Source organism: Pseudomonas sp. UBA7500, assembly GCF_002478435.1.
GTDB lineage: Bacteria > Pseudomonadota > Gammaproteobacteria > Pseudomonadales > Pseudomonadaceae > Aquipseudomonas > Aquipseudomonas palmensis.
In genome coordinates, this window is the sequence record NZ_DLNW01000003.1 from 79,691 (window position 1) to 101,149 (window position 21,459).

General features: G+C 65.7%; 20 protein-coding genes and 2 pseudogenes. 8 read left to right on the top strand and 14 right to left on the bottom strand.

All coding sequences use genetic code 11. The features are described 5' to 3' along the window. The first annotated feature begins 176 nt into the window (after positions 1 to 176). From B4I46_RS03285 to B4I46_RS03305, 5 genes are all read left to right on the top strand, one after another. Positions 177 to 1,892, top strand: coding sequence for a glucan biosynthesis protein G (locus tag B4I46_RS03285; protein ID WP_080922881.1), 1,716 nt, complete (start codon positions 177 to 179; stop codon positions 1,890 to 1,892). Further along, positions 1,885 to 4,458 carry a glucans biosynthesis glucosyltransferase MdoH gene (gene mdoH, locus B4I46_RS03290; protein WP_043862171.1) on the top strand — a complete coding sequence of 858 codons (2,574 nt, stop codon included), beginning with the start codon at positions 1,885 to 1,887 and terminating at the stop codon, positions 4,456 to 4,458. Before B4I46_RS03285 ends, mdoH begins: the two co-directional genes overlap by 8 nt. A 175-nt stretch (positions 4,459 to 4,633) precedes the next feature. Then, positions 4,634 to 5,434, top strand: a complete 801-nt coding sequence (locus B4I46_RS03295; RefSeq protein WP_043862230.1) for a transporter substrate-binding domain-containing protein — start codon at positions 4,634 to 4,636, stop codon at positions 5,432 to 5,434. Positions 5,435 to 5,510: 76 nt separating this feature from the next. Further along, positions 5,511 to 6,473, top strand: a complete 963-nt coding sequence (locus B4I46_RS03300) for an amino acid ABC transporter permease (RefSeq protein ID WP_043862170.1) — start codon at positions 5,511 to 5,513, stop codon at positions 6,471 to 6,473. Next, positions 6,466 to 7,200, top strand: a complete 735-nt coding sequence (locus tag B4I46_RS03305; RefSeq protein WP_043862229.1) for an amino acid ABC transporter ATP-binding protein — start codon at positions 6,466 to 6,468, stop codon at positions 7,198 to 7,200. Before B4I46_RS03300 ends, B4I46_RS03305 begins: the two co-directional genes overlap by 8 nt. Before the next feature lie 85 nt (positions 7,201 to 7,285). Here B4I46_RS03305 and B4I46_RS25535 read toward each other — a convergent pair whose 3' ends face one another. The 14 genes and pseudogenes from B4I46_RS25535 to ubiE form a co-directional block, all read right to left on the bottom strand. Then, entirely contained in the window at positions 7,286 to 8,158 is an 873-nt protein-coding gene (locus tag B4I46_RS25535; protein ID WP_373874881.1) for a methyl-accepting chemotaxis protein, read from the bottom strand. Continuing rightward, positions 8,141 to 9,217: pseudogene (locus B4I46_RS25540) on the bottom strand (methyl-accepting chemotaxis protein); the annotation flags it as partial. The pseudogene B4I46_RS25540 and the gene B4I46_RS25535, both read right to left, overlap by 18 nt. A 139-nt stretch (positions 9,218 to 9,356) precedes the next feature. Further along, the gene (locus B4I46_RS03315; RefSeq protein ID WP_058541641.1) at positions 9,357 to 11,273 is read right to left on the bottom strand and encodes a methyl-accepting chemotaxis protein; all 1,917 of its coding nucleotides are present in this window, start codon (positions 11,271 to 11,273) and stop codon (positions 9,357 to 9,359) included. Between the two features lie 177 nt (positions 11,274 to 11,450). Continuing rightward, positions 11,451 to 12,323 carry a methyl-accepting chemotaxis protein gene (locus B4I46_RS25545; protein WP_411269358.1) on the bottom strand — a complete coding sequence of 291 codons (873 nt, stop codon included), beginning with the start codon at positions 12,321 to 12,323 and terminating at the stop codon, positions 11,451 to 11,453. Then, positions 12,306 to 13,367 (bottom strand): annotated as a pseudogene (locus B4I46_RS25550) (methyl-accepting chemotaxis protein); the annotation flags it as partial. The pseudogene B4I46_RS25550 and the gene B4I46_RS25545, both read right to left, overlap by 18 nt. 138 nt (positions 13,368 to 13,505) lie before the next feature. Beyond that, entirely contained in the window at positions 13,506 to 14,213 is a 708-nt protein-coding gene (locus B4I46_RS03325) for a 16S rRNA (uracil(1498)-N(3))-methyltransferase (protein WP_043862166.1), read from the bottom strand. Continuing rightward, positions 14,210 to 14,995 carry a twin-arginine translocase subunit TatC gene (tatC, locus tag B4I46_RS03330; RefSeq protein WP_043862165.1) on the bottom strand — a complete coding sequence of 262 codons (786 nt, stop codon included), beginning with the start codon at positions 14,993 to 14,995 and terminating at the stop codon, positions 14,210 to 14,212. The genes B4I46_RS03325 and tatC overlap by 4 nt, the downstream gene beginning before the upstream one ends. Continuing rightward, the gene (gene tatB / locus B4I46_RS03335) at positions 14,992 to 15,408 is read right to left on the bottom strand and encodes a Sec-independent protein translocase protein TatB (RefSeq protein WP_043862164.1); all 417 of its coding nucleotides are present in this window, start codon (positions 15,406 to 15,408) and stop codon (positions 14,992 to 14,994) included. Before tatB ends, tatC begins: the two co-directional genes overlap by 4 nt. A gap of 4 nt (positions 15,409 to 15,412) precedes the next feature. Continuing rightward, entirely contained in the window at positions 15,413 to 15,682 is a 270-nt protein-coding gene (locus tag B4I46_RS03340; RefSeq protein ID WP_043862163.1) for a twin-arginine translocase TatA/TatE family subunit, read from the bottom strand. A gap of 23 nt (positions 15,683 to 15,705) precedes the next feature. Continuing rightward, complete coding sequence (locus B4I46_RS03345) at positions 15,706 to 16,041, bottom strand: phosphoribosyl-ATP diphosphatase (protein ID WP_043862162.1); 336 nt, start codon at positions 16,039 to 16,041, stop codon at positions 15,706 to 15,708. 1 nt (position 16,042) lies between these two features. Further along, the gene (gene hisI, locus B4I46_RS03350) at positions 16,043 to 16,435 is read right to left on the bottom strand and encodes a phosphoribosyl-AMP cyclohydrolase (protein ID WP_043862161.1); all 393 of its coding nucleotides are present in this window, start codon (positions 16,433 to 16,435) and stop codon (positions 16,043 to 16,045) included. Positions 16,436 to 16,507: 72 nt separating this feature from the next. Further along, positions 16,508 to 18,112, bottom strand: coding sequence for a ubiquinone biosynthesis regulatory protein kinase UbiB (gene ubiB, locus B4I46_RS03355; RefSeq protein WP_043862160.1), 1,605 nt, complete (start codon positions 18,110 to 18,112; stop codon positions 16,508 to 16,510). Further along, on the bottom strand, positions 18,109 to 18,732 hold the full coding sequence (locus B4I46_RS03360; protein ID WP_043862159.1) for a ubiquinone biosynthesis accessory factor UbiJ: 624 nt from the start codon (positions 18,730 to 18,732) through the stop codon (positions 18,109 to 18,111). The genes ubiB and B4I46_RS03360 overlap by 4 nt, the downstream gene beginning before the upstream one ends. Further along, positions 18,732 to 19,502, bottom strand: coding sequence for a bifunctional demethylmenaquinone methyltransferase/2-methoxy-6-polyprenyl-1,4-benzoquinol methylase UbiE (gene ubiE, locus B4I46_RS03365; protein WP_043862158.1), 771 nt, complete (start codon positions 19,500 to 19,502; stop codon positions 18,732 to 18,734). Before ubiE ends, B4I46_RS03360 begins: the two co-directional genes overlap by 1 nt. A gap of 125 nt (positions 19,503 to 19,627) precedes the next feature. Between ubiE and B4I46_RS03370 the strand changes: the two genes are divergently transcribed. From B4I46_RS03370 to B4I46_RS03380, 3 genes are all read left to right on the top strand, one after another. Beyond that, positions 19,628 to 19,903, top strand: coding sequence for a polyhydroxyalkanoic acid system family protein (locus tag B4I46_RS03370; RefSeq protein ID WP_043862157.1), 276 nt, complete (start codon positions 19,628 to 19,630; stop codon positions 19,901 to 19,903). A gap of 198 nt (positions 19,904 to 20,101) precedes the next feature. Continuing rightward, positions 20,102 to 20,524, top strand: a complete 423-nt coding sequence (locus tag B4I46_RS03375) for a phasin family protein (protein ID WP_043862156.1) — start codon at positions 20,102 to 20,104, stop codon at positions 20,522 to 20,524. 10 nt (positions 20,525 to 20,534) lie between these two features. After that, complete coding sequence (locus B4I46_RS03380; protein WP_116052521.1) at positions 20,535 to 21,320, top strand: phasin family protein; 786 nt, start codon at positions 20,535 to 20,537, stop codon at positions 21,318 to 21,320. Positions 21,321 to 21,459: the final 139 nt, after the last annotated feature.

Genomic DNA, 21,459 nt, shown 5'->3' on the forward strand with positions numbered 1-21,459 from the left:
TGGATAATCGCGCGAAATGTGGGCCTGCGTTCGCAGGCCCGTTTTACTCTGACTTGAGCATCGTCCGGAACCGTTTGGGGAATCATTGTGCCCTTTCGGAGTCCGAACAGTGCTCGCCAACCCGGCATACGTCGCTGGCCGTTGGTTCTTTGATCTGTTTTCGGCGAGGGTTGCTCGTGATTGTAAGTCCCTGTAATGCACCAAGAACTTCCGCCAATCGGCTGCGCAAGGCCTTCGTGGCAGCCTCTGCACTGGTCTGCCTGCTCAGCGCGGGCCAGCTCTGGGCGTTCAACCTCGACGACGTGGCAGCCAAGGCCAAAGACCTGGCCGGGCAGAAGTACGAAGCACCCAAGAGCAACCTGCCGGCCGTGTTCCGTGACATGAAGTACGGCGACTACCAGAAGATCCGCTTCCTGCAGGACAAGGCCGAGTGGGCCCAGGACAAGACCCCGTTCAAGCTGTCGTTCTACCACCAGGGCATGCACTTCGACACGCCGGTACGCATCAACGAAGTCACCGCCAACAAGGTGCAGGAGATCAAGTACGACCCGAGCCGCTTCGACTTCGGCGACGTGCAGTTCGACCCCAAGGCCACCGACAAGCTCGGCTACGCCGGCTTTCGCGTGCTGTACCCGATCAACAAGGCCGACAAGCAGGATGAAATCATGACCCTGCTTGGCGCCAGCTATTTCCGCGTGGTCGGCAAGGGCCATGTGTATGGCCTGTCGGCCCGTGGCCTGGCCATCGACACCGCGCTGCCGTCGGGCGAGGAGTTCCCGCGCTTCACCGAGTTCTGGGTCGAGAAGCCCAAGCCGACCGACAAGCACCTGGTGATCTACGCGCTGCTCGATTCGCCGCGCTCCACCGGCGCCTACAAGCTGACCCTGCGCCCGGGCACCGACACCATCGTCGACGTCAAGTCCAGGGTGTACCTGCGTGACCACGTCAGCCGCCTGGGCATCGCCCCGCTGACCAGCATGTTCCTGTTCGGCGGCAACCAGCCGTCCAAGGTGCCCAACTACCGCCCTGCGCTGCACGACTCCGAAGGCCTGTCGATCCATGCGGCCAACGGCGAATGGCTGTGGCGCCCGCTCAACAACCCCAAGCACCTGGCCGTGAGCAATTTCAGCGTCGAGAACCCGCGTGGTTTCGGCCTGCTGCAGCGCCAGCGCGAGTTCAGCCAGTTCGAAGACCTCGACGACAACTACCAGAAGCGCCCGAGCGCCTGGATCGAGCCGAGCGGCGACTGGGGCAAGGGCACCGTCGACCTGGTCGAGATCCCGACCGCCGACGAGACCAACGACAACATCGTGGCCTTCTGGAGCCCGGAAAAACTGCCTGAGCCCGGTGTGGCATCCGAATTCAACTACCGCCTGCACTGGACCATCGACGAGTCCGAGTTCCACTCGCCGAACCTGGGCTGGGTCAAGCAGACCCTGCGCTCCACCGGTGACGTCAAGCAGTCCAACCTGATCCGCCAGCCCGATGGCAGCATCGCCTTCCTGGTCGACTTCGAGGGCCCGGTGCTGGCCGCCCTGCCGGAAGATGCCAACGTGCGCAGCCAGGTGACCACCGACGACAACGCCGAAGTGGTCGAGAACAACCTGCGCTACAACCCCGAGATCAAGGGCTGGCGCCTGACCCTGCGCCTGAAGGTCAAAGACCCGAGCAAGGCCACCGAAATGCGCGCCGCGCTGCTGCGCGACGTACCGGTCGAACAGCCCAAGCCGGCCAAGCCTGCCAAGCAGGACAAGGCCGCTGCCAAGCACGCCAAGCAGGAAAAACCTGCCCAGCCGCCAGCCGCCGATGCGGCGACCACCACCGGGGCACCGGCCACCACCGAACAGGTGTTGACCGAGACCTGGAGCTATCAGTTGCCTGCCGATGAGTAACTCTTCACAAAGGCCGGAATCGCTTGGCGAGTACCTGGCCCATCTGCCCCTGAGCGACGAGCAGCGCGCCGAACTGGCCAGCTGCAATTCGTTCAGCGAGCTGCACCGACGCCTGTCGGCGCAGCCGCCGGTGGGTGAAAACGGTTCGGTACAGGGTTCGGTGGGCAGCCGCCTGACCCTGGACAGCGCCGCGGAACTGGAAGAGGCCGAGATGCTCGCCCTCGACGCCAGTGGCCGGGTGTGCCTGAAGGCCACCCCGCCGATCCACCGCACCCGGGTGATCCCCGAGCCATGGCGCACCAACATCCTGGTGCGCGCCTGGCGCCGGGTCACCGGACGTACCAACGCGCCGGCGCCTGAACAGCGCGAGCTGCCCAAGGCGCGCTGGCGCTGGGTGGGTTCGATGCGCCGCTACATCCTGCTGGCGTTGATGCTCGGCCAGACCGTGGTCGCCGGCTGGTACATGAAGGGCATCCTGCCGTACCAGGGCTGGTCGTTCGTCGACCTCGACGAAATCATGCACCAGTCGTTCATGCAGACCGTCACCCAGGTGTGGCCATATGCGCTGCAGACCAGCATCCTGATCCTGTTCGGCATTCTGTTCTGCTGGGTGTCGGCCGGTTTCTGGACCGCGCTGATGGGCTTTCTGGAACTGCTCACCGGGCGTGACAAGTACCGGATCTCTGGCAGCAGCGCCGGCAACGAACCGATCGAGGCCGGGGCGCGCACCGCACTGGTGATGCCGATCTGCAACGAAGACGTGGCCCGGGTGTTCGCCGGCCTGCGTGCGACCTTCGAGTCGGTGGCGGCCACGGGCAACCTGGACCGCTTCGACTTCTTCGTGCTCAGCGACACCAACGACACCGACATCGCCGTGGCCGAACAGCAGGCCTGGCTGGACGTTTGCCGCGAGGCCAAGGGCTTCGGGCGCATCTTCTACCGTCGCCGTCGTCGCCGGGTCAAACGCAAGAGCGGCAACCTCGACGACTTCTGCCGTCGCTGGGGCGCGGACTACCGCTACATGGTGGTACTCGACGCCGACAGTGTGATGAGCGGCGAATGCCTCACCAGCCTGGTGCGGCTGATGGAAGCCAACCCCGACGCCGGGATCATCCAGACCGCGCCCAAGGCGTCGGGCATGGATACCCTGTATGCGCGCATGCAGCAGTTCGCCACCCGGGTGTACGGCCCGCTGTTCACCGCCGGCCTGCACTTCTGGCAGCTGGGCGAGTCGCACTACTGGGGCCACAACGCGATCATCCGCATGAAACCCTTCATCGAGCACTGCGCCCTGGCGCCGTTGCCGGGCAAGGGCGCCTTCGCCGGTGCGATCCTGTCCCACGACTTCGTCGAAGCCGCACTGATGCGCCGTGCCGGCTGGGGCGTGTGGATCGCCTATGACCTGCCGGGCAGCTATGAAGAGTTGCCGCCCAACCTGCTCGACGAGCTCAAGCGCGATCGGCGCTGGTGCCACGGCAACCTGATGAACTTCCGCCTGTTCCTGGTCAAGGGCATGCACCCGGTGCACCGTGCGGTGTTCCTCACCGGGGTGATGTCGTACCTGTCGGCGCCGCTGTGGTTCTTCTTCCTGGTGCTGTCGACCGCGCTGCTGGCGACCAACACCCTGATGGAGCCGCAGTACTTCCTCGAACCGCGTCAGCTCTACCCGCTGTGGCCGCAGTGGCACCCGGAAAAAGCCATCGCGCTGTTCTCCACCACCATCGTGCTGCTGTTCCTGCCCAAGCTGCTGAGCATCATCCTGATCTGGGCCAAGGGCGCCAAGGAGTTCGGCGGGCGCATCAAGGTCACCCTGTCGATGCTGCTGGAGATGCTGTTCTCCATGCTGCTGGCGCCGGTACGCATGATCTTCCACACCCGCTTCGTGCTGGCCGCGTTCCTGGGCTGGGCCGCGACCTGGAACTCGCCACAGCGTGACGACGACTCCACCCCGTGGAGCGAAGCGGTGCGCCGGCATGGCCCGCAAACCCTGCTGGGCGTGGCCTGGGCGCTGCTGGTGGCGTGGCTGAACCCAAGCTTCCTGTGGTGGCTGGTGCCGATCGTGGGCTCGCTGATGCTGTCGATCCCGGTGTCGGTGATTTCCAGCCGCACCAACCTGGGCCTGCGCGCCAAGGACGAGAAGCTGTTCCTGATCCCTGAGGAATACGCCACGCCGCAGGAGCTGCTGGCCACCGACCAGTACACCCACGAAAACCGCTGGCATGCGCTGAAGGACGGGTTTGTGCGGGCCGTGGTCGACCCGCAACAGAACGCCCTGGCCTGTGCCCTGGCGACCGCGCGCCATGGCGTGGCGGAGGTGGTCGAGCGCAACCGCGCCGAGCGCATCGCCAAGGCTCTGGAAGTCGGCCCGGCCGCGCTGGATGGCGCCACGCGCCTGGCGCTGCTCAGCGACCCGGTCGCCCTGGCACGGCTGCACAGCCGCGTGTGGGCCGAAGACAACCGCGCCTGGCTGGATGTGTGGCGTGAGTCGATTGCCAACGACCCGCACTCGCCGCTGTTGCCGCTGCACCCGCAGCACGAGGGGCAGGCCGCACTCGCCGGGGCCTGATCTGCGGGCCCCTTCGCCAGCAACGCTGGCTCCTACAGGTCATCCGTGCCGTTGTAGGAGCCGGCTTTGCCGGCGATGTTTCACTCCTTTTTCTGATACCAACAACGCCCCCCATGCGTTAGCATCCCCCCCGATAATAAAACTCGAAGTTTTCCTGCTGGGGGATCTGGTGATGATGAAAAAGTATCTGTCGATGCTGATGATCGGCGTCGCGGCACTGATGACGGTGAACGCTGCACAGGCAGCCGGCGCCATCGATGACGCGGTCAAGCGCGGCACCTTGCGCGTTGGCATGGACCCTACCTACATGCCGTTCCAGATGACCAACAAGCGTGGCGAGATCATCGGCTTCGAAGTCGATATCCTCAAGGCCATGGCCAAGTCCATGGGCGTCAAGCTGGAAACCGTCTCCACCGCCTACGACGGCATCATCCCGGCCCTGATGACCGACAAGTTCGACATGATCGGCAGCGGCATGACCCTGACCCAGGAGCGCAACCTCAAGCTCAACTTCAGCGAACCCTTCATCGTGGTCGGTCAGACCCTGCTGATCCGCAAGGAGCTGGCCGGCGAGATCAAGACCTACAAGGACCTGAACAACGAGAAGTACCGCCTGACTTCCAAGCTCGGCACCACCGGTGAAATGGTCGCCAAGAAGCTGATCGGCAAGGCCAAGTACCACGGCTACGACAACGAGCAGGAAGCGGTGATGGACGTGGTCAACGGCAAGGCCGACGCCTTCGTCTACGACGCCCCGTACAACGTGGTGGCAGTGAACAAGGCCGGCGCCGGCAAGCTGCTGTTCCTCGACGAGCCGTTCACCTTCGAACCGCTGGCCTTCGGCCTGAAGAAGGGCGACTACGACAGCCTGAACTTCATCAACAACTTCCTGCACCAGATCAAGCACGACGGCACCTACGATCGAATCCACGACAAGTGGTTCAAGGACACCGCCTGGCTGAAGGACATGGAATAAGGCCGCGGCCCCACGCCCGGTTCGAAACCCGACGCGCAGGCTGGCCCTGCGCGTTCGCTTTTACGGAAGTACCCCCGTGATCAAACACAAGAAAGCCCAGTGGCCCTGGCATGGGCTGACGGCGCTGGTCCTGATCGGCCTGGCGCTGAGCCTGTATTACGCAACCTCGGTGATCTCCTACGAGTGGCGCTGGAACCGCGTGCCGCAGTACTTTGCCTATCAGGCCGAAGTTGCCCAGCGCGCCGCCGAAAACGGCGTGATCGAGGCGATCGAGCGCAAGGGCGACATGGCCCGCGTCACCTTGCGTGACGAGAGCGGCGCCGAACAGGTGCTGAACGTCGAGCAGGCCAGCCTGCAGATGGACCGTGGCGACGACGTGGCCGAGGGCGACCTGATCGGTGTGACCCACCAGTGGGCCGCCGGGCCGCTGGCCTGGGGCCTGTTCACCACCTTGTGGATCTCGGTGGCGGCGGGGGTGCTGGGGTTGGTGATCGGCCTGTTCGCCGGCCTGTGCCGGCTGTCCAGCAACCCGACCCTGCGCGACCTGTCGACGGTGTATGTGGAGCTGGTGCGCGGCACGCCGCTGCTGGTGCAGATCTTCATCTTCTACTTCTTCATCGGCACCGTGCTCAACCTGTCCCGCGAGTTTGCCGGGGTGGCGGCACTGGCGCTGTTCACCGGCGCCTATGTCGCCGAGATCGTGCGCGCCGGGGTGCAGTCGATTGCCCGAGGCCAGGGCGAGGCGGCCCGTTCGCTGGGCCTGAGCGCCGGCCAGTCGATGCGCCACGTGGTATTGCCGCAGGCGTTCAAGCGCGTGCTGCCGCCGCTGGCCGGGCAGTTCATCAGCCTGGTCAAGGACACCTCGCTGGTGTCGGTGATCGCCATCACCGAACTGACCAAGAGTGGCCGCGAGGCGATCACCACCTCGTTCTCCACGTTCGAGATCTGGTTCTGCGTCGCCGGGCTGTACCTGCTGATCAACCTGCCGCTGTCGCATTTCGCCAGCCGGCTCGAGCGGAGGCTTGCGCAAAGTGATTGAAGTCCGTGACCTGGTAAAAGTCTTCGACACCCGTGGGCAGGTGGTGCGTGCGGTGGATCACGTCAGTACCGACGTGGCCAAGGGCGAAGTGCTGGTGGTGCTGGGCCCGTCGGGCTCGGGCAAGTCGACCTTCCTGCGCTGCCTCAACGGCCTGGAAACCTTCGACGAGGGCACCGTGGCCATCGACGGCCTGCAACTGGCCGACCCGAAGACCGACGTGAATGCCTACCGGCGTGAAGTCGGCATGGTGTTCCAGCACTTCAACCTGTTCCCGCACATGACCGTGCTGGAGAACCTGTGCCTGGCGCAGAAGGTGGTGCGCAAGCGTGGCAAGGCCGAGCGTGAGGCCAAGGCGCGTGCGTTGCTGGAGAAGGTGGGCATTGCGCAGAAGGCCAACGAGTTTCCCTCGCGCCTGTCTGGTGGCCAGCAGCAGCGCGTGGCGATTGCCCGTGCGCTGGCGATGGAGCCGAAGGTGATGCTGTTCGACGAGCCGACCTCGGCGCTGGACCCGGAGATGGTTGGCGAGGTGCTGGACGTGATGAAGACCCTGGCCCTGGAAGGCATGACCATGGTCTGTGTGACCCACGAAATGGGCTTTGCCCGGGAAGTGGCGGACCGCGTGCTGTTCTTCGACCACGGCAAGTTGCTGGAAGATTCGCCACCGGAGGCGTTCTTCACTGCGCCGAAGGACCCACGAGCCCAGGCGTTCCTGCGCCAGGTGCTGTAACCGCAGCGTGGCCTTCGCCACCAAGGCTGGCTCCTGCAGGGTTTCGCCGCACCTGCAGGAGCCAGACTTGCTGGCGAAGAGGCCGTTACAGGCTGAACCGCCCGACCAACGTCTGCAACTGCCCCCCCAGTCGCGCCAGCTCCACGCTCGACGCCGCAGTCTGCTGGCTCGCCGTGGTCGTCTGATCGGCAATATCCCTCACCGTCATCACATTGCGGTTGATCTCCTCGGCCACCGAGCTCTGCTCTTCACTGGCCGTGGCGATCTGCTGGTTCATGCCCTGGATGCTCGACACTGTCTCGGTGATCTGCCCCAGCGCCGCGCCCGCCCGCCGGCTCAGTTCGACGCTGTCGCGGCTCAGGTCGCGGCTGCTGTCGAGCAGGTGCACCACCTGCGCCGTACCACTGTGCAGGTTGCCGATCAGCTCCTCGATCTCCTCGGTGGACTGCTGGGTACGCTGGGCCAGGCCGCGCACTTCATCGGCCACCACCGCAAAACCACGCCCGGCCTCGCCCGCCCGCGCAGCCTCGATGGCGGCATTGAGCGCCAGCAGGTTGGTCTGCGACGAAACCGACTTGATCACATCCAGGATGCTGCCGATACGCTCGCTCTCCTGGGCCAGCTGCTGCATGGCCAGGATCGACTCCTCCACCTGCCTGGCCAATTGCTCGATCTGCCCGATGGCGTCGTTGACCACCTGGTTGCCTTCGCGCGCCTGGCTGTCTGCGGCAGTGGCTGCCGCCGAGGCGAACTCGGCGTTGCGCGCCACCTCCAGTACCGTGGCGGCCATCTCGTTCATCGCGGTGGCCACCTGGTCGGTCTCGTCCTTCTGGTTGCCGGTCATCACCTGGGTGCGCTCGGCGACACTCGACAGCTCGCCCACCGCAGCGGTCAACTGGCCGGTGCCCTGGCCGATGCCACCGATCAGCTCGCGCAGGCTCAGGGCCATCTGCTGCATGCTGTTCTGCAACTGCCCCAGCTCATCCTGGCGTGATACCCGCAGGTCGCTGCGCAGGTCGCCCTTGGCGATGCATTGCGCCGCTTGCAGGGTGCGTCTGAGCGGTTCGGTGATCTGGCGCGTGATCAGCCACGCGGCCAGGCTGCCGAGTACCAGCGCCAGCAAGGCGATGACGCTGAGCATGCTGCGTGCCTCGAGGGCTTCTTCGTCGCGCAGCTGGATCTGGTGCCGGGTCAGAACGCGACTGGCATCGCGCAGCTGGTTGCCCATGGTCTCCAGCCCGCCCTGAAGCTGCTCTACCGCGATGGCGGCCTGGCGGTAGCGGTCCAGCAACTGCACATAGCTGGCGAGCGCGGCGGTAGTGGCCTGCAGGTCGCTGGGCGGCAGGTTGCGCCTCAGATCGGCCAGGCTGGCCTGGGCGGCGCCGAGCGCGCTGGCACCCACCTGTTCGAAGGCACTCAGCGGGCTGAAGGTATAGGCCGGGGCGCGGCTTTGCTGGCCGGCGGTCTCGATGTGTCGTGCAAGCGTTGCGAACAGGCGCTGCTCCGAGGCCTGCCGTTCGCTGCCCTGGCGCTCGCCCAGCAGGGTCTTCTGCTCCAGCGTGTCGATGCCGTCGAGCAGGCGCTGCTCCTGTTCACGCAGGGCGGTTTCGTGCGTATGGCGCGTGCCGACGGCCTGCTGCAAGGTGTCGAAGTCGCGCACGAACTGGCCGACCACCTGCTGATTGGCCGTGATCACCTGGCGGTCGGCCGCATCGTCGAACTGCCCCAGCATGCTCTGCAGCAGGCGCTCCAGTTCGGTCAGGGTCGCGCTGATCCTGCGCCTGCTCTCGTCGTCCGCCAGCACCCGGTAGGTGATGCGCTCGGCACGCAGGTCCTTGCTCAGGTCGTTGATCGCGGCAATCTGGGTGAGGCGCTGCGAGCTGTCGATGGATTCGTTCAGTGCATGCCAGCCGCCCAGGGTGGTCGCCAGCGTCAGCAGCAGGACGCTGGCAAATCCCAGGGCCAGCTTGAGCCTGACGCTCAGGTTGCCAAGCATCCGGTACAAAGGTGCGAACATGACGGTTCTCCAGTGAAATGAGGGATGTAGCGCCTGGATAGGGTCGGGCGCAGCTACCTGTGCTCATCGGCCACTGGAGGCCAAGCTGGACCTGCAAATGCTGTAGGAAAATTCCCATCTTGCAGGCGGAAAATTCCACCTAGAGCTGGAAGCGCCCGACCAGCGCCTGCAATTGAACCCCCAGGCGTGCCAGCTCGATGCTGGAGGCCGCGGTCTCTTCGCTGGCGGCGCTGGTCTGGTCGGACACGTCGCGCACATTGATCACGCTGCGGTTGATTTCCTCGGCCACTGCACTTTGCTGTTCCGCCGCGGCCGCAATCTGCTGGTTCATTGCCTGGATCGACGACACCGTGGTGCTGATGGTGGCCAGCGAGGTGCCGGCGCGCCGGGTCAGCTCGACGCTGCTCAGGGTCAGCTCGCGGCTGTTGTCCAGAATCCCGGCGACCTCGGAGGTGCCGCGGTGCAGGCCGGCGATCAGGCCTTCGATCTCTTCGGTGGATTGCTGGGTGCGTCGGGCCAGGCCGCGTACCTCGTCGGCGACCACGGCGAAGCCGCGCCCGGCCTCGCCGGCGCGGGCGGCCTCGATGGCCGCGTTGAGCGCCAGCAGGTTGGTCTGCTGGGCTACCGACTTGATCACGTCGAGCACGCTGCCGATCTTGTCGCTTTCGGCCTTGAGCTGGGCCATGGCTTCGCCGGAGTGGTCGACCGCCGCCGCCAGGCGCTCGATCTCGTCGATGGCCTCGCTGACCACCCGATCGCCTTCGCCGGCCTGCTGGTCGGCCAGGGTGGCGGCCTCGCTGGCCTGCTCGGCATTGCGCGCCACATCCTGCACGGTAGCGGCCATTTCATGCATGGCAGTGGCCACCTGGTCGGTTTCGACCTTCTGCGTGCTGACCCCGCTGCTGGTCTGCTCGGTCACGGCCGAGAGCTGCTCGGCGGCGCTGGCGATCTGGGTCACGCCCTCGCCGATGCCACCGACCAGCTCGCGCAGGCTCACGGTCATGCGCTGCATCGCACGCTGCAGCTCGCCCAGCTCGTCGCGTCGCTCGGCCACCAGGGTCTGGCTCAGGTCGCCGCCGGCCACCCGTTCGACCAGGCGCAGGGTCTGCTGCAGGGGCGTGGTGATCTGGCGGGTGATCACCCACGCGGCCGCGATGCCCAGCAGCAGCGCAATGGCGATCGCCAGGCCCAGGTTGTAGCGTGCCTGCAGGGCCTGCTGGTCGACCAGCTCGGTCTGCGACTGGGTCAGCTCGTCGCTCACCGCCAGCAGGCTGTCGCCCAGCTGTGCCAGGTGCTGCAGGGCCGAGTCGCTGGCGCTGCGCGCCGCGCTGAAGTCGAGCACGGCGGCGCGGTAGTCGGCCAGTGCCCCCGCGGCGGCACGCAAGGTGTCGCGATAGGTGCTCGGTAGCCTGTCGGGCAGTGCGTCAAGCTGGCTGGCCGCCTGGTCGATGGCGGCCAGTGCCGGTGCCTCGAATTCGGCGCGGCCGCTGTAGGTGTAGCCGCGCAGGTGAAAGCGGGCCTGCTGGATCTGCTGGTCCACCGTCACCAGGCTGGCGTAGGCGCTGAAGTCGGCACGCTCGCGCAGGGCCTGCCCGACAGGCGCCAGCAGCGCCACCGCGCGTTCGGCGCTGCTGCCCAGGGCGTCGCGTGCCTGCTGGCGCGCCTGCACCGTGGTCTGCAGCTCGGCGAAGGTGCGCCGGTACTGGTCGAGGGTGTTTTCCTGGCGTTGTACCCGGGCAAGGTTGGCCGGCACGTTGAGGCGCCGCTGCAGGTAGGCCAGGCGCTCGGCCACGTCGTCCAGCTCCTTGTCCATCTGCTGGCCGACGGCAGGCTCAAGGTTGCGCTCGTAGACCAGCCGCTGGTTGCGCACATCCTGGATCTCCTTGTTCACCGCCCCGATGTCGGTGAGCTTGTCACTGCGGTCGGCAAGGTCTTCCAGGGTAGTCCAGCCGATCAGGGCGATGCCCAGCGTCAGCAACAGAACCAGGGCAAAGCCCAGGGCCAGTTTCAGTTGAATGCTCAGGTTGCCCAGCATCCGATTCATCGTCACAAGCATGGTGGCTCTCCAGGTACGAGGTTCAGACGCACCCGTGGGTGCGCCAATGCGAACGCATCGGCTGGAGCGCCAAGGTCTGGACCTGCAAACGCTGTAGGACTTTTCGCTATTTGTTCGACGGCCACAGGGGGGCCGGACACCGGCAGCGATCAGCGCCGCTGCCGGCAGGGCGGGGGGTTACAGGCTGAAGCGGGCGACCAGGGTCTGCAGGTGGGTGCCCAGGCGCGCCAGCTCGACGCTGGAGGCGGCGGTCTCTTCGCTGGCGGCGCTGGTCTGGTCGGACACATCGCGCACCGTCATCACGCTGCGGTTGATCTCTTCGGCCACTGCGCTCTGCTGCTCGGCAGCGGCGGCGATCTGCTGGTTCATGGCCTGGATCGAGGACACGGTGCGGGTAATGGTTTCCAGCGAGGTGCCGGCGCGGCGGGTCAGCTCGACGCTGCTGCCGGTCAGGCTGCGGCTGTTGTCCATCACCGTGGCGACCTGCTGGGTGCCGTTCTGCAGGCCGGCGATCAGCTCTTCGATCTCTTCGGTCGATTGCTGTGTGCGCTGGGCCAGGCTGCGCACTTCATCGGCAACCACCGCGAAACCGCGCCCGGCCTCACCGGCACGAGCGGCCTCGATGGCGGCGTTGAGGGCCAGCAGGTTGGTCTGCTGGGCCACCGACTTGATCACGTCGAGCACGCTGCCGATCTTGGCGCTTTCGGCCTTGAGCTGACCCATGGCTTCGCTGGAGTGTTCCACCTCGGCGGCCAGGCGCTCGATCTGGTCGATGGCCTCGCCCACCACGCGGTCGCCTTCGCGGGCCTGCTGGTCGGCCATCTGCGCCGCCTCCGAGGCCTCTTCGGCGTTGCGCGCCACTTCCTGCACGGTGGCGGCCATCTCGTTCATGGCAGTGGCCACCTGGTCGGTCTCGACCTTTTGATTGTTGACCCCGGCGCTGGTCTGCTCGGTGACGGCCGAGAGCTGCTCGGCGGCGCTGGCGATCTGGGTGACACCATCGCCGATACCGCCGATCAGCTGGCGCAGGTTCACGGTCATGCGCTGCATGCTGTGCTGCAACTGGCCGAGTTCGTCGCTGCGCTCCACGCGCAGGTCGTGGCGCAGGTCGCCGCTGGCGATGCGGTCCACGGCGCCGAGGGTGTGGCGCAGGGGCACGACGATCTGGCGGGTGATGGCCCACGAGGCGAGGATGCCGAAGAACAGCGCCAGCGCCGTGGCCAGGGCCAGCATCGATTGGGCGTGCTGCGATTCGTCGTCGCGCAGCTGGGTGAGGCTGCGGCTCATCTGCTGGCTCAGGTCGATCAGCAGCGTGCCCTGTTCGGCCATGTGCTGCAGGGCCGCGTCATTGGCGGCCTGGGACTGGCTGAACTGCTCCACCGCGTTGCGGTAGGTGGCCAGCGCCTGGGTGGCGGCGGCCAGGGCATCGGCATGCTCGGCCGGCACCTTGGCCGGCAGGCTGCGGATGACGCTCAGGGCCTGGTCGATGGCCTGCAGGGCGGTCTGCTGCAGTTCGGCCTGCCCGCTGAAGATGTAGCCACGCACGTGGAAGCGGGCCTGCAGCATCAGCGCCTTGGCCTGCACGGCGCTGTTGAAGGTCTGGATATCGCCGCCTTGCAGCAGCCCGCGCTCTACCTGATCCAGCGATGCGGCGGTCTTTTCCGCGCTGCTGCTCATGGTCGCACGGCTGGCCTCGCGGGCCTGGGCCGCCTGCTTGAGGTCGGCGAAGGCGCGCTGGTACTGGGCAACCGCCTCGTTCTGGCGTTGCAGGCGGTCGCCGTTTTCGCTGGGCGGTATGTGCTGTTCCACGTTCTTGAGCTGGCGATCCAGCTCTACCAGGGCGTTCTCTACCGCGTCGGCGCTGGCGGCATCGCGTTTGTGCTCATAGGTCTGGCGGGCGATGCGCAGGTCCTGGGTGATCTGGTGAATCCTGGAAATCTCGCCCAGGGTGTCGCCGCGCTGGGTGACACCGTTGAGCCCCTGCCAGCCGGTGAGTGCGATCAGCAGGGTCAGCAGCAACACGGTGCCGAAGCCGATGCCGAGTTTGAGCGTGACGCTAAAATTGCCCAGATGGTGGGCGAACCAACGGTACATGGGGTGACTCCATTGCGATCAGGCGGGGCGGATGCGTGGTCTGTGGCCAGTGCATCGGCCTGGGGTCACAAAACTGAAGGTGTGTATGAAAGGCGTCGCCGGCAAGGCCGGCTCCTACGCACAGCAGCGGACGCGGTGCTAGAACAACCGCGCCAGCAGGGCGGTGACCGCCGTCTCCACGCGCAGGATGCGCTCGCCCAGCTGTACCGGGTTCAGCCCGGCCTTGCCCAGCAGCTCGACCTCATACGGGATCCAGCCACCTTCCGGGCCGATCGCCAGGGTCACCGGCTCGGTCAATGCGCGCGGGCAGGGCGGGTGGTTGCCAGGGTGGCCGACCAGGCCCAGGGTACCCTCGGCAATCGCTGGCAGGCGATCTTCGACGAAGGGCTTGAAGCGCTTCTCGATCACCACCTCGGGCAGCACGGTGTCGCGCGCCTGCTCCAGGCCCAGCACCAGTTGCTCGCGTATCGCCGCAGGCTCCAGGAAGGGGGTTTGCCAGAAGCTCTTCTCGACCCGGTAACTATTGACCAGGATGAGCTTGCCCACGCCCATGGTGGCCACGGTCTGGAACACCCGGCGCAGCATCTTCGGGCGCGGCAGGGCCAGCACCAGGGTCAGCGGCAGCTTGGCCGGCGGCGGCTGGGTGAACTCGACCGACAGTTCGGCTTCATGGCCCTCCAGGCGCAGCACCACGGCCTGCCCCATCAGCCCCCCCAGGCGTCCCACGCGCAGGGTGTCGCCCACCGCCACGCGGTGGATCTCCTGCATGTGGGTAAAGCGCCGGTCGCCCAGCACCACACGGTCGGCCGCGACGAAGTCGGCCTCCTCGAGCAGCAGCAGGTTCACGGCTGGGTGGCTGGCGGCTGGTCGTCAGGCTCGTCGGCCTGCACCGGGGCACTGCGCTTGCGGATGAGCCCGCCGAACAGCACGCCGACTTCGAACAGCAACCACATCGGCACGGCCAGCAGGGTCTGCGAGAAGATGTCCGGCGGGGTCAGCACCATGCCGACCACGAAGCAGCCGATGATGACGTAGGGGCGGATCTTCTTCAGGTACTTCACGTCGACCACGCCGATCCACACCAGCAGGATCACCGCCACCGGGATCTCGAAGGCCACGCCAAAGGCGAAGAACAGGGTCATGACGAAGTCGAGGTAGCTGGCGATGTCGGTCATCATCGACACGCCTTCGGGCGTGGCGCTGGCGAAGAAACCGAAGATCAGCGGGAACACCAGGAAGTACGCGAAGGCCATGCCGGCATAGAACAGGAAGATGCTCGACACCAGCAACGGCACTGCGATGCGTTTTTCATGGCGGTACAGGCCGGGGGCGATGAACCCCCAGATCTGGTGCAGGATCACCGGGATCGCCAGGAACAGCGAGACGATCATGGTCAGCTTGAATGGCGTGAGGAACGGCGAGGCCACGTCGGTGGCGATCATCGTGGCGTTGGCCGGCAGGTGGGCGCGCAACGGTGCCGAGACCAGGGTGTAGATCTGCTGGGCGAAGGCGAACAGGCCGGCGAAGATCACGAAGATGACCGCGACGCAGCGCAACAGGCGCGTGCGCAGCTCGGTAAGGTGCGAGACCAGCGGCATCGGCTGGTCGTTTTCCGGGATTTCGCTCATGGGGCTCGCGGCGGCTGTGTCGGTTCGGTGGGCGGTGCTGCTTCGACGGCAGGTGCAGGTGCAGGTGTCGGTGCAGTCACAGGTTCTGGTGCAGGCGCCGGCGCAGCCTCGGTGGCGGTGGCGGCTGGCTCCGCGCCGGGGGTGTGCGCCGGATCGGGCTGTACCGATTGCGGGTTGAGGATGCGCCGGGCTTCCTGCTCCATGGAGAGGATGTGCTCGTTGTGTAGCTGGCGCCGGATATCGTCGGCACCGATCTCGCGCTCCACCTCGTTCTTGATCGCGTTGAAGCTGCGTTTCAGTCGGCCGATCCACAGCCCGGCGGTACGTGCAGCGCCCGGCAGGCGCTCGGGGCCGAGCACCAGCAGGGCCACCAGGCCGACAAGCAACAACTCACTGAAGCTGATCCCGAACATGTGTTCACTCTTTCCTGGTCGGCTCTTCGACCTTGTGCGCCTGGCCATCGAAGGTCTGCGGCTGGTTCAGCGGTGCAGCGGCGGGCGGCGGGGTCGGCTGGGCAGGCTGTACGGTGGGCTGCTCCGGCTTGTCTTCCTCTTCGTTCATGGCCTTCTTGAAGCCCTTGATCGATTCGCCCAGGTCGCTGCCCAGGTTTTTCAGTTTCTTGGTACCGAACACCAGTACAACCACCACCAGCAGGACGATCCAGTGTTTCCAGTCAAAAATACCCATGGTGCAATCCTCGATTGAATTCGTTAGGCCGACGGCTGGCGGGCGGCCTTCTCGTCGTGCCCGGACAGGCCGAAGCGGCGGTCCAGTTCGTCCAGCACGGCCTGCGGGTGCTGGCCCAGGGCGGCGAGCATGACCATGCTATGGAACCACAGGTCGGCGGTCTCGTAGATGACATCGCTGCATTCGCCACTGACGGCGGCGTCCTTGGCGGCGATGATGGTCTCGACCGATTCCTCGCCGACCTTTTCCAGGATCTTGTTCAGGCCCTTGTGGTACAGGCTGGCCACGTACGAGGTGTCGGGGGCCGCGCCCTTGCGCGATTCGAGCACTTCGGCCAGGCGGATCAGGGTGTCGCTCATGTCAGTGTCCTGCGCTGTAGATGGCATGCGGGTCTTTGAGTACCGGGTCGACGGTCTTCCACGCGCCGTTCTCGTACACGCGGTAGAAGCAGCTTTCACGGCCGGTATGGCAGGCGATGTGGCCCAGTTGCTCGACCATCAGGATGATCACGTCGGCGTCGCAGTCCAGGCGCATTTCATGCAGCTTCTGCACGTGGCCGGACTCTTCGCCCTTGCGCCACAGTTTGCCACGCGAACGCGACCAGTAGATGGCGCGCTGCTCGGCGGCAGTCAGGCTCAGGGCCTCGCGGTTCATCCAGGCCATCATCAGCACGCGCCCGGTCTTGTGGTCCTGGGCGATCGCCGGTACCAGGCCATCGCTGTTCCAGTTGATCTCGTCCAGCCAGTCTTTCATGTTCGACTCCAAAATAGGCCACGGTCCCGCACCGATGCCACCTGCTAGTGTGCCAGCCACGCAGCAGGCTGGCTATCGGCGCACGATCAGGTAAAGGCCCCCGGCCAGCATCAGCCAGGCCGGCCAGGCTGCCGGGGCGCTGAGGCTCACGGCACCTGCGGCGAGGGTTGCGCCGCCCGCCAGCAGGCCGGCACCGAGCAGGCGCAGGGCCCAGCGATCGCGCTGCTGCCAGGGTGGCGGCGGGTCGTTCAGGTGCGGTTGCGACATGCGTTCGAGCAGGTCGCGGGTCATGCCGGCCAGGTGCGGCAGTTGCTCGACCTGGCTGTGCAGGTTCTGCAGCACGTTTTTCGGGCTGACCCGCTCGCGCATCCAGCGCTCCAGAAACGGCTGGGCGGTGCTCCACAGGTCCAGGTCAGGGTACAGCTGACGGCCCAGGCCCTCGATGTTGAGCAGGGTCTTCTGCAGCAGCACCAGTTGCGGCTGCACTTCCATGTTGAAGCGCCGCGCGGTCTGGAACAGGCGCATCAGCACCTGGCCGAAGGAAATATCCTTTAACGGTTTTTCGAAGATCGGCTCGCACACGGTGCGGATCGCCGCCTCGAATTCGTTGAGCTTGGTCTGCGCCGGTACCCAGCCCGAGTCGATGTGCAACTGGGCCACGCGACGGTAGTCACGCTTGAAGAAGGCGAACAGGTTGCGTGCCAGGTAGTCCTGGTCCTCGGGGGTGAGGCTGCCCACGATGCCGCAGTCGATCGCGATGTACTGCGGGCTCCACGGCTTGACGGTGCTGACGAAGATGTTGCCCGGGTGCATGTCGGCGTGGAAGAAGCTGTCGCGAAACACCTGGGTGAAGAAGATCTCGACGCCGCGCTCGGCCAGCAGCTTCATGTCGGTGCGCTGGTCGGCCAGGGTGGCAAGGTCAGTGACCTGCACGCCATAGATGCGCTCCATCACCAGCACCTTGGGCCGGCACAGGTCCCAGTACACCTGGGGCACGTACATCATCTCCGAGCCTTCGAAGTTGCGTCGCAGCTGGCTGGCGTTGGCCGCCTCGCGCAGCAGGTCGAGCTCGTCGTAGATGGTCTTCTCGTAATCGTTGACCACCTCGACCGGGTGCAGCAGGCGGGCATCGGCCGACACCCGCTCGGCGCCGCGGGCGATCAGGAACAGCCAGGCCAGGTCCTGCGCGATGATCGGCTTGAGGCCTGGGCGCACCACCTTGACCACCACCTCCTCGCCGCTCTTGAGGCGCGCCGCGTGCACCTGGGCCACCGAGGCCGAGGCCAGCGGTTCGACGTCGAAGCGGCTGAAGATCTCGCCCACCTTGGCGCCGAGCTGCGATTCGATCAGCGCCACGGCCTTTTGCGGGTCGAAGGGCGGCACGCGGTCCTGCAACAGCATCAGCTCGTCGGCGATGTCGGCGGGCAGCAGGTCACGGCGGGTGGAGAGCAACTGGCCGAACTTGATGAAGATCGGGCCCAGGTCCTGCAGCGCCAGGCGCAGGCGCGCGCCACGGCTCAGGGGCGACGGCTTGCGCGGCAGCCAGCGCCAGGGCATGGCGAAACGCAGGGTCATCAGCCACCAGGGCAGGGGCAGGTCGAACAGCAGGTCATCGAGACGGTAGCGGATCACGACGCGCTGGATGCGCAACAGACGGCGGACGGCAAGCAGCTTCATGCGTTATCGCTGGATTCAAGGGATCGGGCAAGGCGCGCAATGCGTGCCTCGAGGCGTTCTACATCGATTTTCAGGGCATCGAGCTCGGCGAAGCGCGCTTCGGCCTCGCGCTGGCCGACCAGGGTGCGGGCCTCTTCGGCCAGGTATTCGCCAAGGTTCTGGTTGAGGCTGGCCAGGCCCTGGCGGGTCCAGCGCGCGCGGCTGCGCAGGTGGCCGCCGATCAGCTGGGTGGCGACCGGGCCGAGCCAGCGCGAGAGTTCGTACTCCCAGTCCAGCTCCAGGTCCTGCAGCACGCCGACCAGGTCGAGCAGCACCGCGCTGTCGCCTTCGAGTTCCACCTGCGGGCTGTGCAGCACCGCCGGCTTGTCCTGGCTCAGGGCCAGTTGCAGCAGGCTGCTGGCCGGCGCACGCAGGGTGCAGTCGGCCTCGGTTTCCCAGTGGCTGGCGAGCATCAGGCCTTCATCGCCGGGCAGGATGTACAGCTGCAGCGCCGGCTGGCGGCAGTCGATGGCAATGATCTTGCCCTCGAGCGCAGCCAGGCGCGGCAGCGCAGTGCTGTCCATGCGCAACACACGGTTGAGACCGTGTTCGACGCTGGCGAGCAGCCCGGCCAGCAACATCAGGGCTTGATACCGCGGTGCAGGGCCACGATACCGCTGGTCATGTTGTGGTAGGTGACACGGTCGAAACCGGCGTCGACCATCATGGCCTTGAGGGTTTCCTGGTCGGGGTGCATGCGGATCGATTCGGCGAGGTAGCGGTAGCTGTCCGCGTCGTTGGTGATCAGCTTGCCGGCCAGCGGCATGAAGGCGAACGAGTAGGCATCGTAGACCTTGGACATCAGCTTGTTGGTCGGCTTGGAGAACTCCAGCACCAGCAGGCGGCCGCCCGGCTTGAGCACGCGCAGCATCGAGCGGATCGCGTCGTCCTTGTGGGTCACGTTGCGCAGGCCGAAGGCGATGGTCACGCAGTCGAAATGGTTGTCGGGGAAGGGCAGCTTCTCGGCGTCGGCCTGGACGAACTCGATGTTGCCGGCCACGCCCTTGTCGAGCAGGCGGTCACGACCGACCTTGAGCATCGAGGCGTTGATGTCGGCCAGTACCACCTGGCCGGTGGGGCCGACCAGCTGCGAGAACTTGCGCGCCAGGTCGCCGGTGCCGCCGGCGATGTCGAGCACGCGGTTGCCAGGGCGCACGCCCGACAGCTCGATGGTGAAGCGCTTCCACAGGCGGTGCATGCCGCCGGAGAGCACATCGTTCATCAGGTCGTACTTGGCGGCCACCGAGTGAAAGACTTCGGCGACTTTCTCGGCCTTCTGACTTTCGGGGACATCCTTGTAGCCGAAGTGGGTGGTGGGTTCGGCGTGTTCGCCTTTGCGCTGGTCGTTCATATCGCTTCACCGGAAAAAATTACTGGCCATTCTAGGGCGTGCGGCTGCATTTGTCTTGGCGGGGTGTGTCGCAGGCGGAGGCAGGGGCATAATGGGAGTATGCCCTTCTAGCCAGGATTGATTGAATGACCCAGATCAGCGTCGAACGCAAACACAGCCTGGGGCGCGCAGCGGCCCGGGAAAAGGCCGAAGCCCTGGTGGACAAGCTGACCCGCGAGTACGACCTCAAGGCACAGTGGAACGGTGACCGGGTCGAGGTCAGGCGCAGCGGTGCCAATGGCAGCATCGATATCGGCGACGACAGCATCCGGGTGGAGTTGAAGCTCGGGATGATGCTGTCGATGATGGGCGGCACGATCAAGGCCGAGATCGAGCGGGCCCTGGACAAGGCCCTGGCCTGAAACCGCTGTAGAGGGTCAAGTGGCCCCGCAGGTTCACTGCAGGCCCTGTGGGCGCGGGCTTGACCCGCGACAGGGGCCTTCGCTGCACAGCAAATCCTGCCCTTAGGGTGAGGATTCTAATTTTTCCCCCTACCTTTGTGCCCAAGCCCAACTTTCACGGGCGTAACTCCATTTCCGTTCAAGCGTGAGGTGCAGAGCATGGCCAAAGTGACCCTGAAGAAAATCGACGACGCCCCGGGCAAGGCCCTGGGCGAGGTGCGCGGCTACGCGCGCAAGATCTGGCTGGCAGGCCTGGGGGCCTACACCCGGGTCGGGCAGGAGGGCGCCGAGTACCTCAAGGAGCTGGTCAAGGCCGGCGAAACCGTGGAGAAAAAAGGCAAGAAACGCCTCGACCACGAACTCGATGCCGCCAACAGCGAGATCCAGTCCGCCAGGCAGGAACTGGGCAGCGTGAAGGGCAAGGTCGAAGTTCAGCTGGATAAAATCGAAAAGGCTTTCGACACACGGGTCGCCAGCGCCTTGAATCGCATCGGCATTCCGTCTAAACATGACGTGGAGGCACTTTCTGCCAAGCTCGAAGAGCTGACGCTGTTGCTCGATCGTGTCGCACGCAAACAATAAGGAGAGCGGGATGGCTGGCAAAAAGACAACTGAGAAAGAGAGCAGCTCCTGGGTCGGGGGGATCGAAAAGTATTCCCGCAAGATCTGGCTGGCTGGTTTGGGTATCTACTCCAAGATCGATCAGGACGGCAGCAAGCTTTTCGAAACCCTGGTCAAGGACGGTGAGAAAGCTGAAAAGCAGGCCAAGGGCAGCGTCAACTCGGCCAAGGCCAGTGCCAAGTCTGCGACCTCGCGCGTAGGCGACGTGAAAGACCGCGCACTGGGCAAGTGGAGCGAACTCGAAGAGGCTTTCGACAAGCGCCTGAACAGTGCCATCTCGCGCCTGGGCGTGCCCAGCCGCAATGAGGTCAAGGCACTGCACCAGCAGGTCGACACCCTGACCAAGCAGATCGAGAAACTGACCGGTGCCTCGGTCAAGTCGGTCTCGGCCAAGGCGCCGGCCAAGCCACTGGCCAAGGCAGCACCGAAAGCGGCGGCCAAGCCTGCGGCCAAAACTGCGGCGGCCAAACCGGCAGCGGCCAAGCCAGCAGCCAAGCCGGCCGCGGCGAAAACCGCAGCCGCCAAGCCTGCAGCGAAAGCGGCGGCCAAACCTGCCGCAAAACCTGCCGCCAAGCCGGCAGCAGTGAAAAAGCCAGCGGTGAAGAAAGCCCCGGCCAAGCCTGCTGCAGCCAAGCCCGCAGCGGCCAAACCGGCAGCGCCAAGTGCCAGTGCGGCACCGGCGCCAAGCCCGGCGGCCACTGCGGCGCCAGCCGCGTCGGCAGCACCAGCACCTTCGAGCCCGGCCAGCCAGGCCTGACTCGAGGTAGCTGTACAGAAAACGCCCGGCCTGTGTGCCGGGCGTTTTTATGTGGGGTGCCTGTGCTGGCCTCATCGCGGGTCAAGCCCGCTCCCACAGGGATCACTGCCTTCCTTGCAGGCGCGGGCTTGTTCCGCGA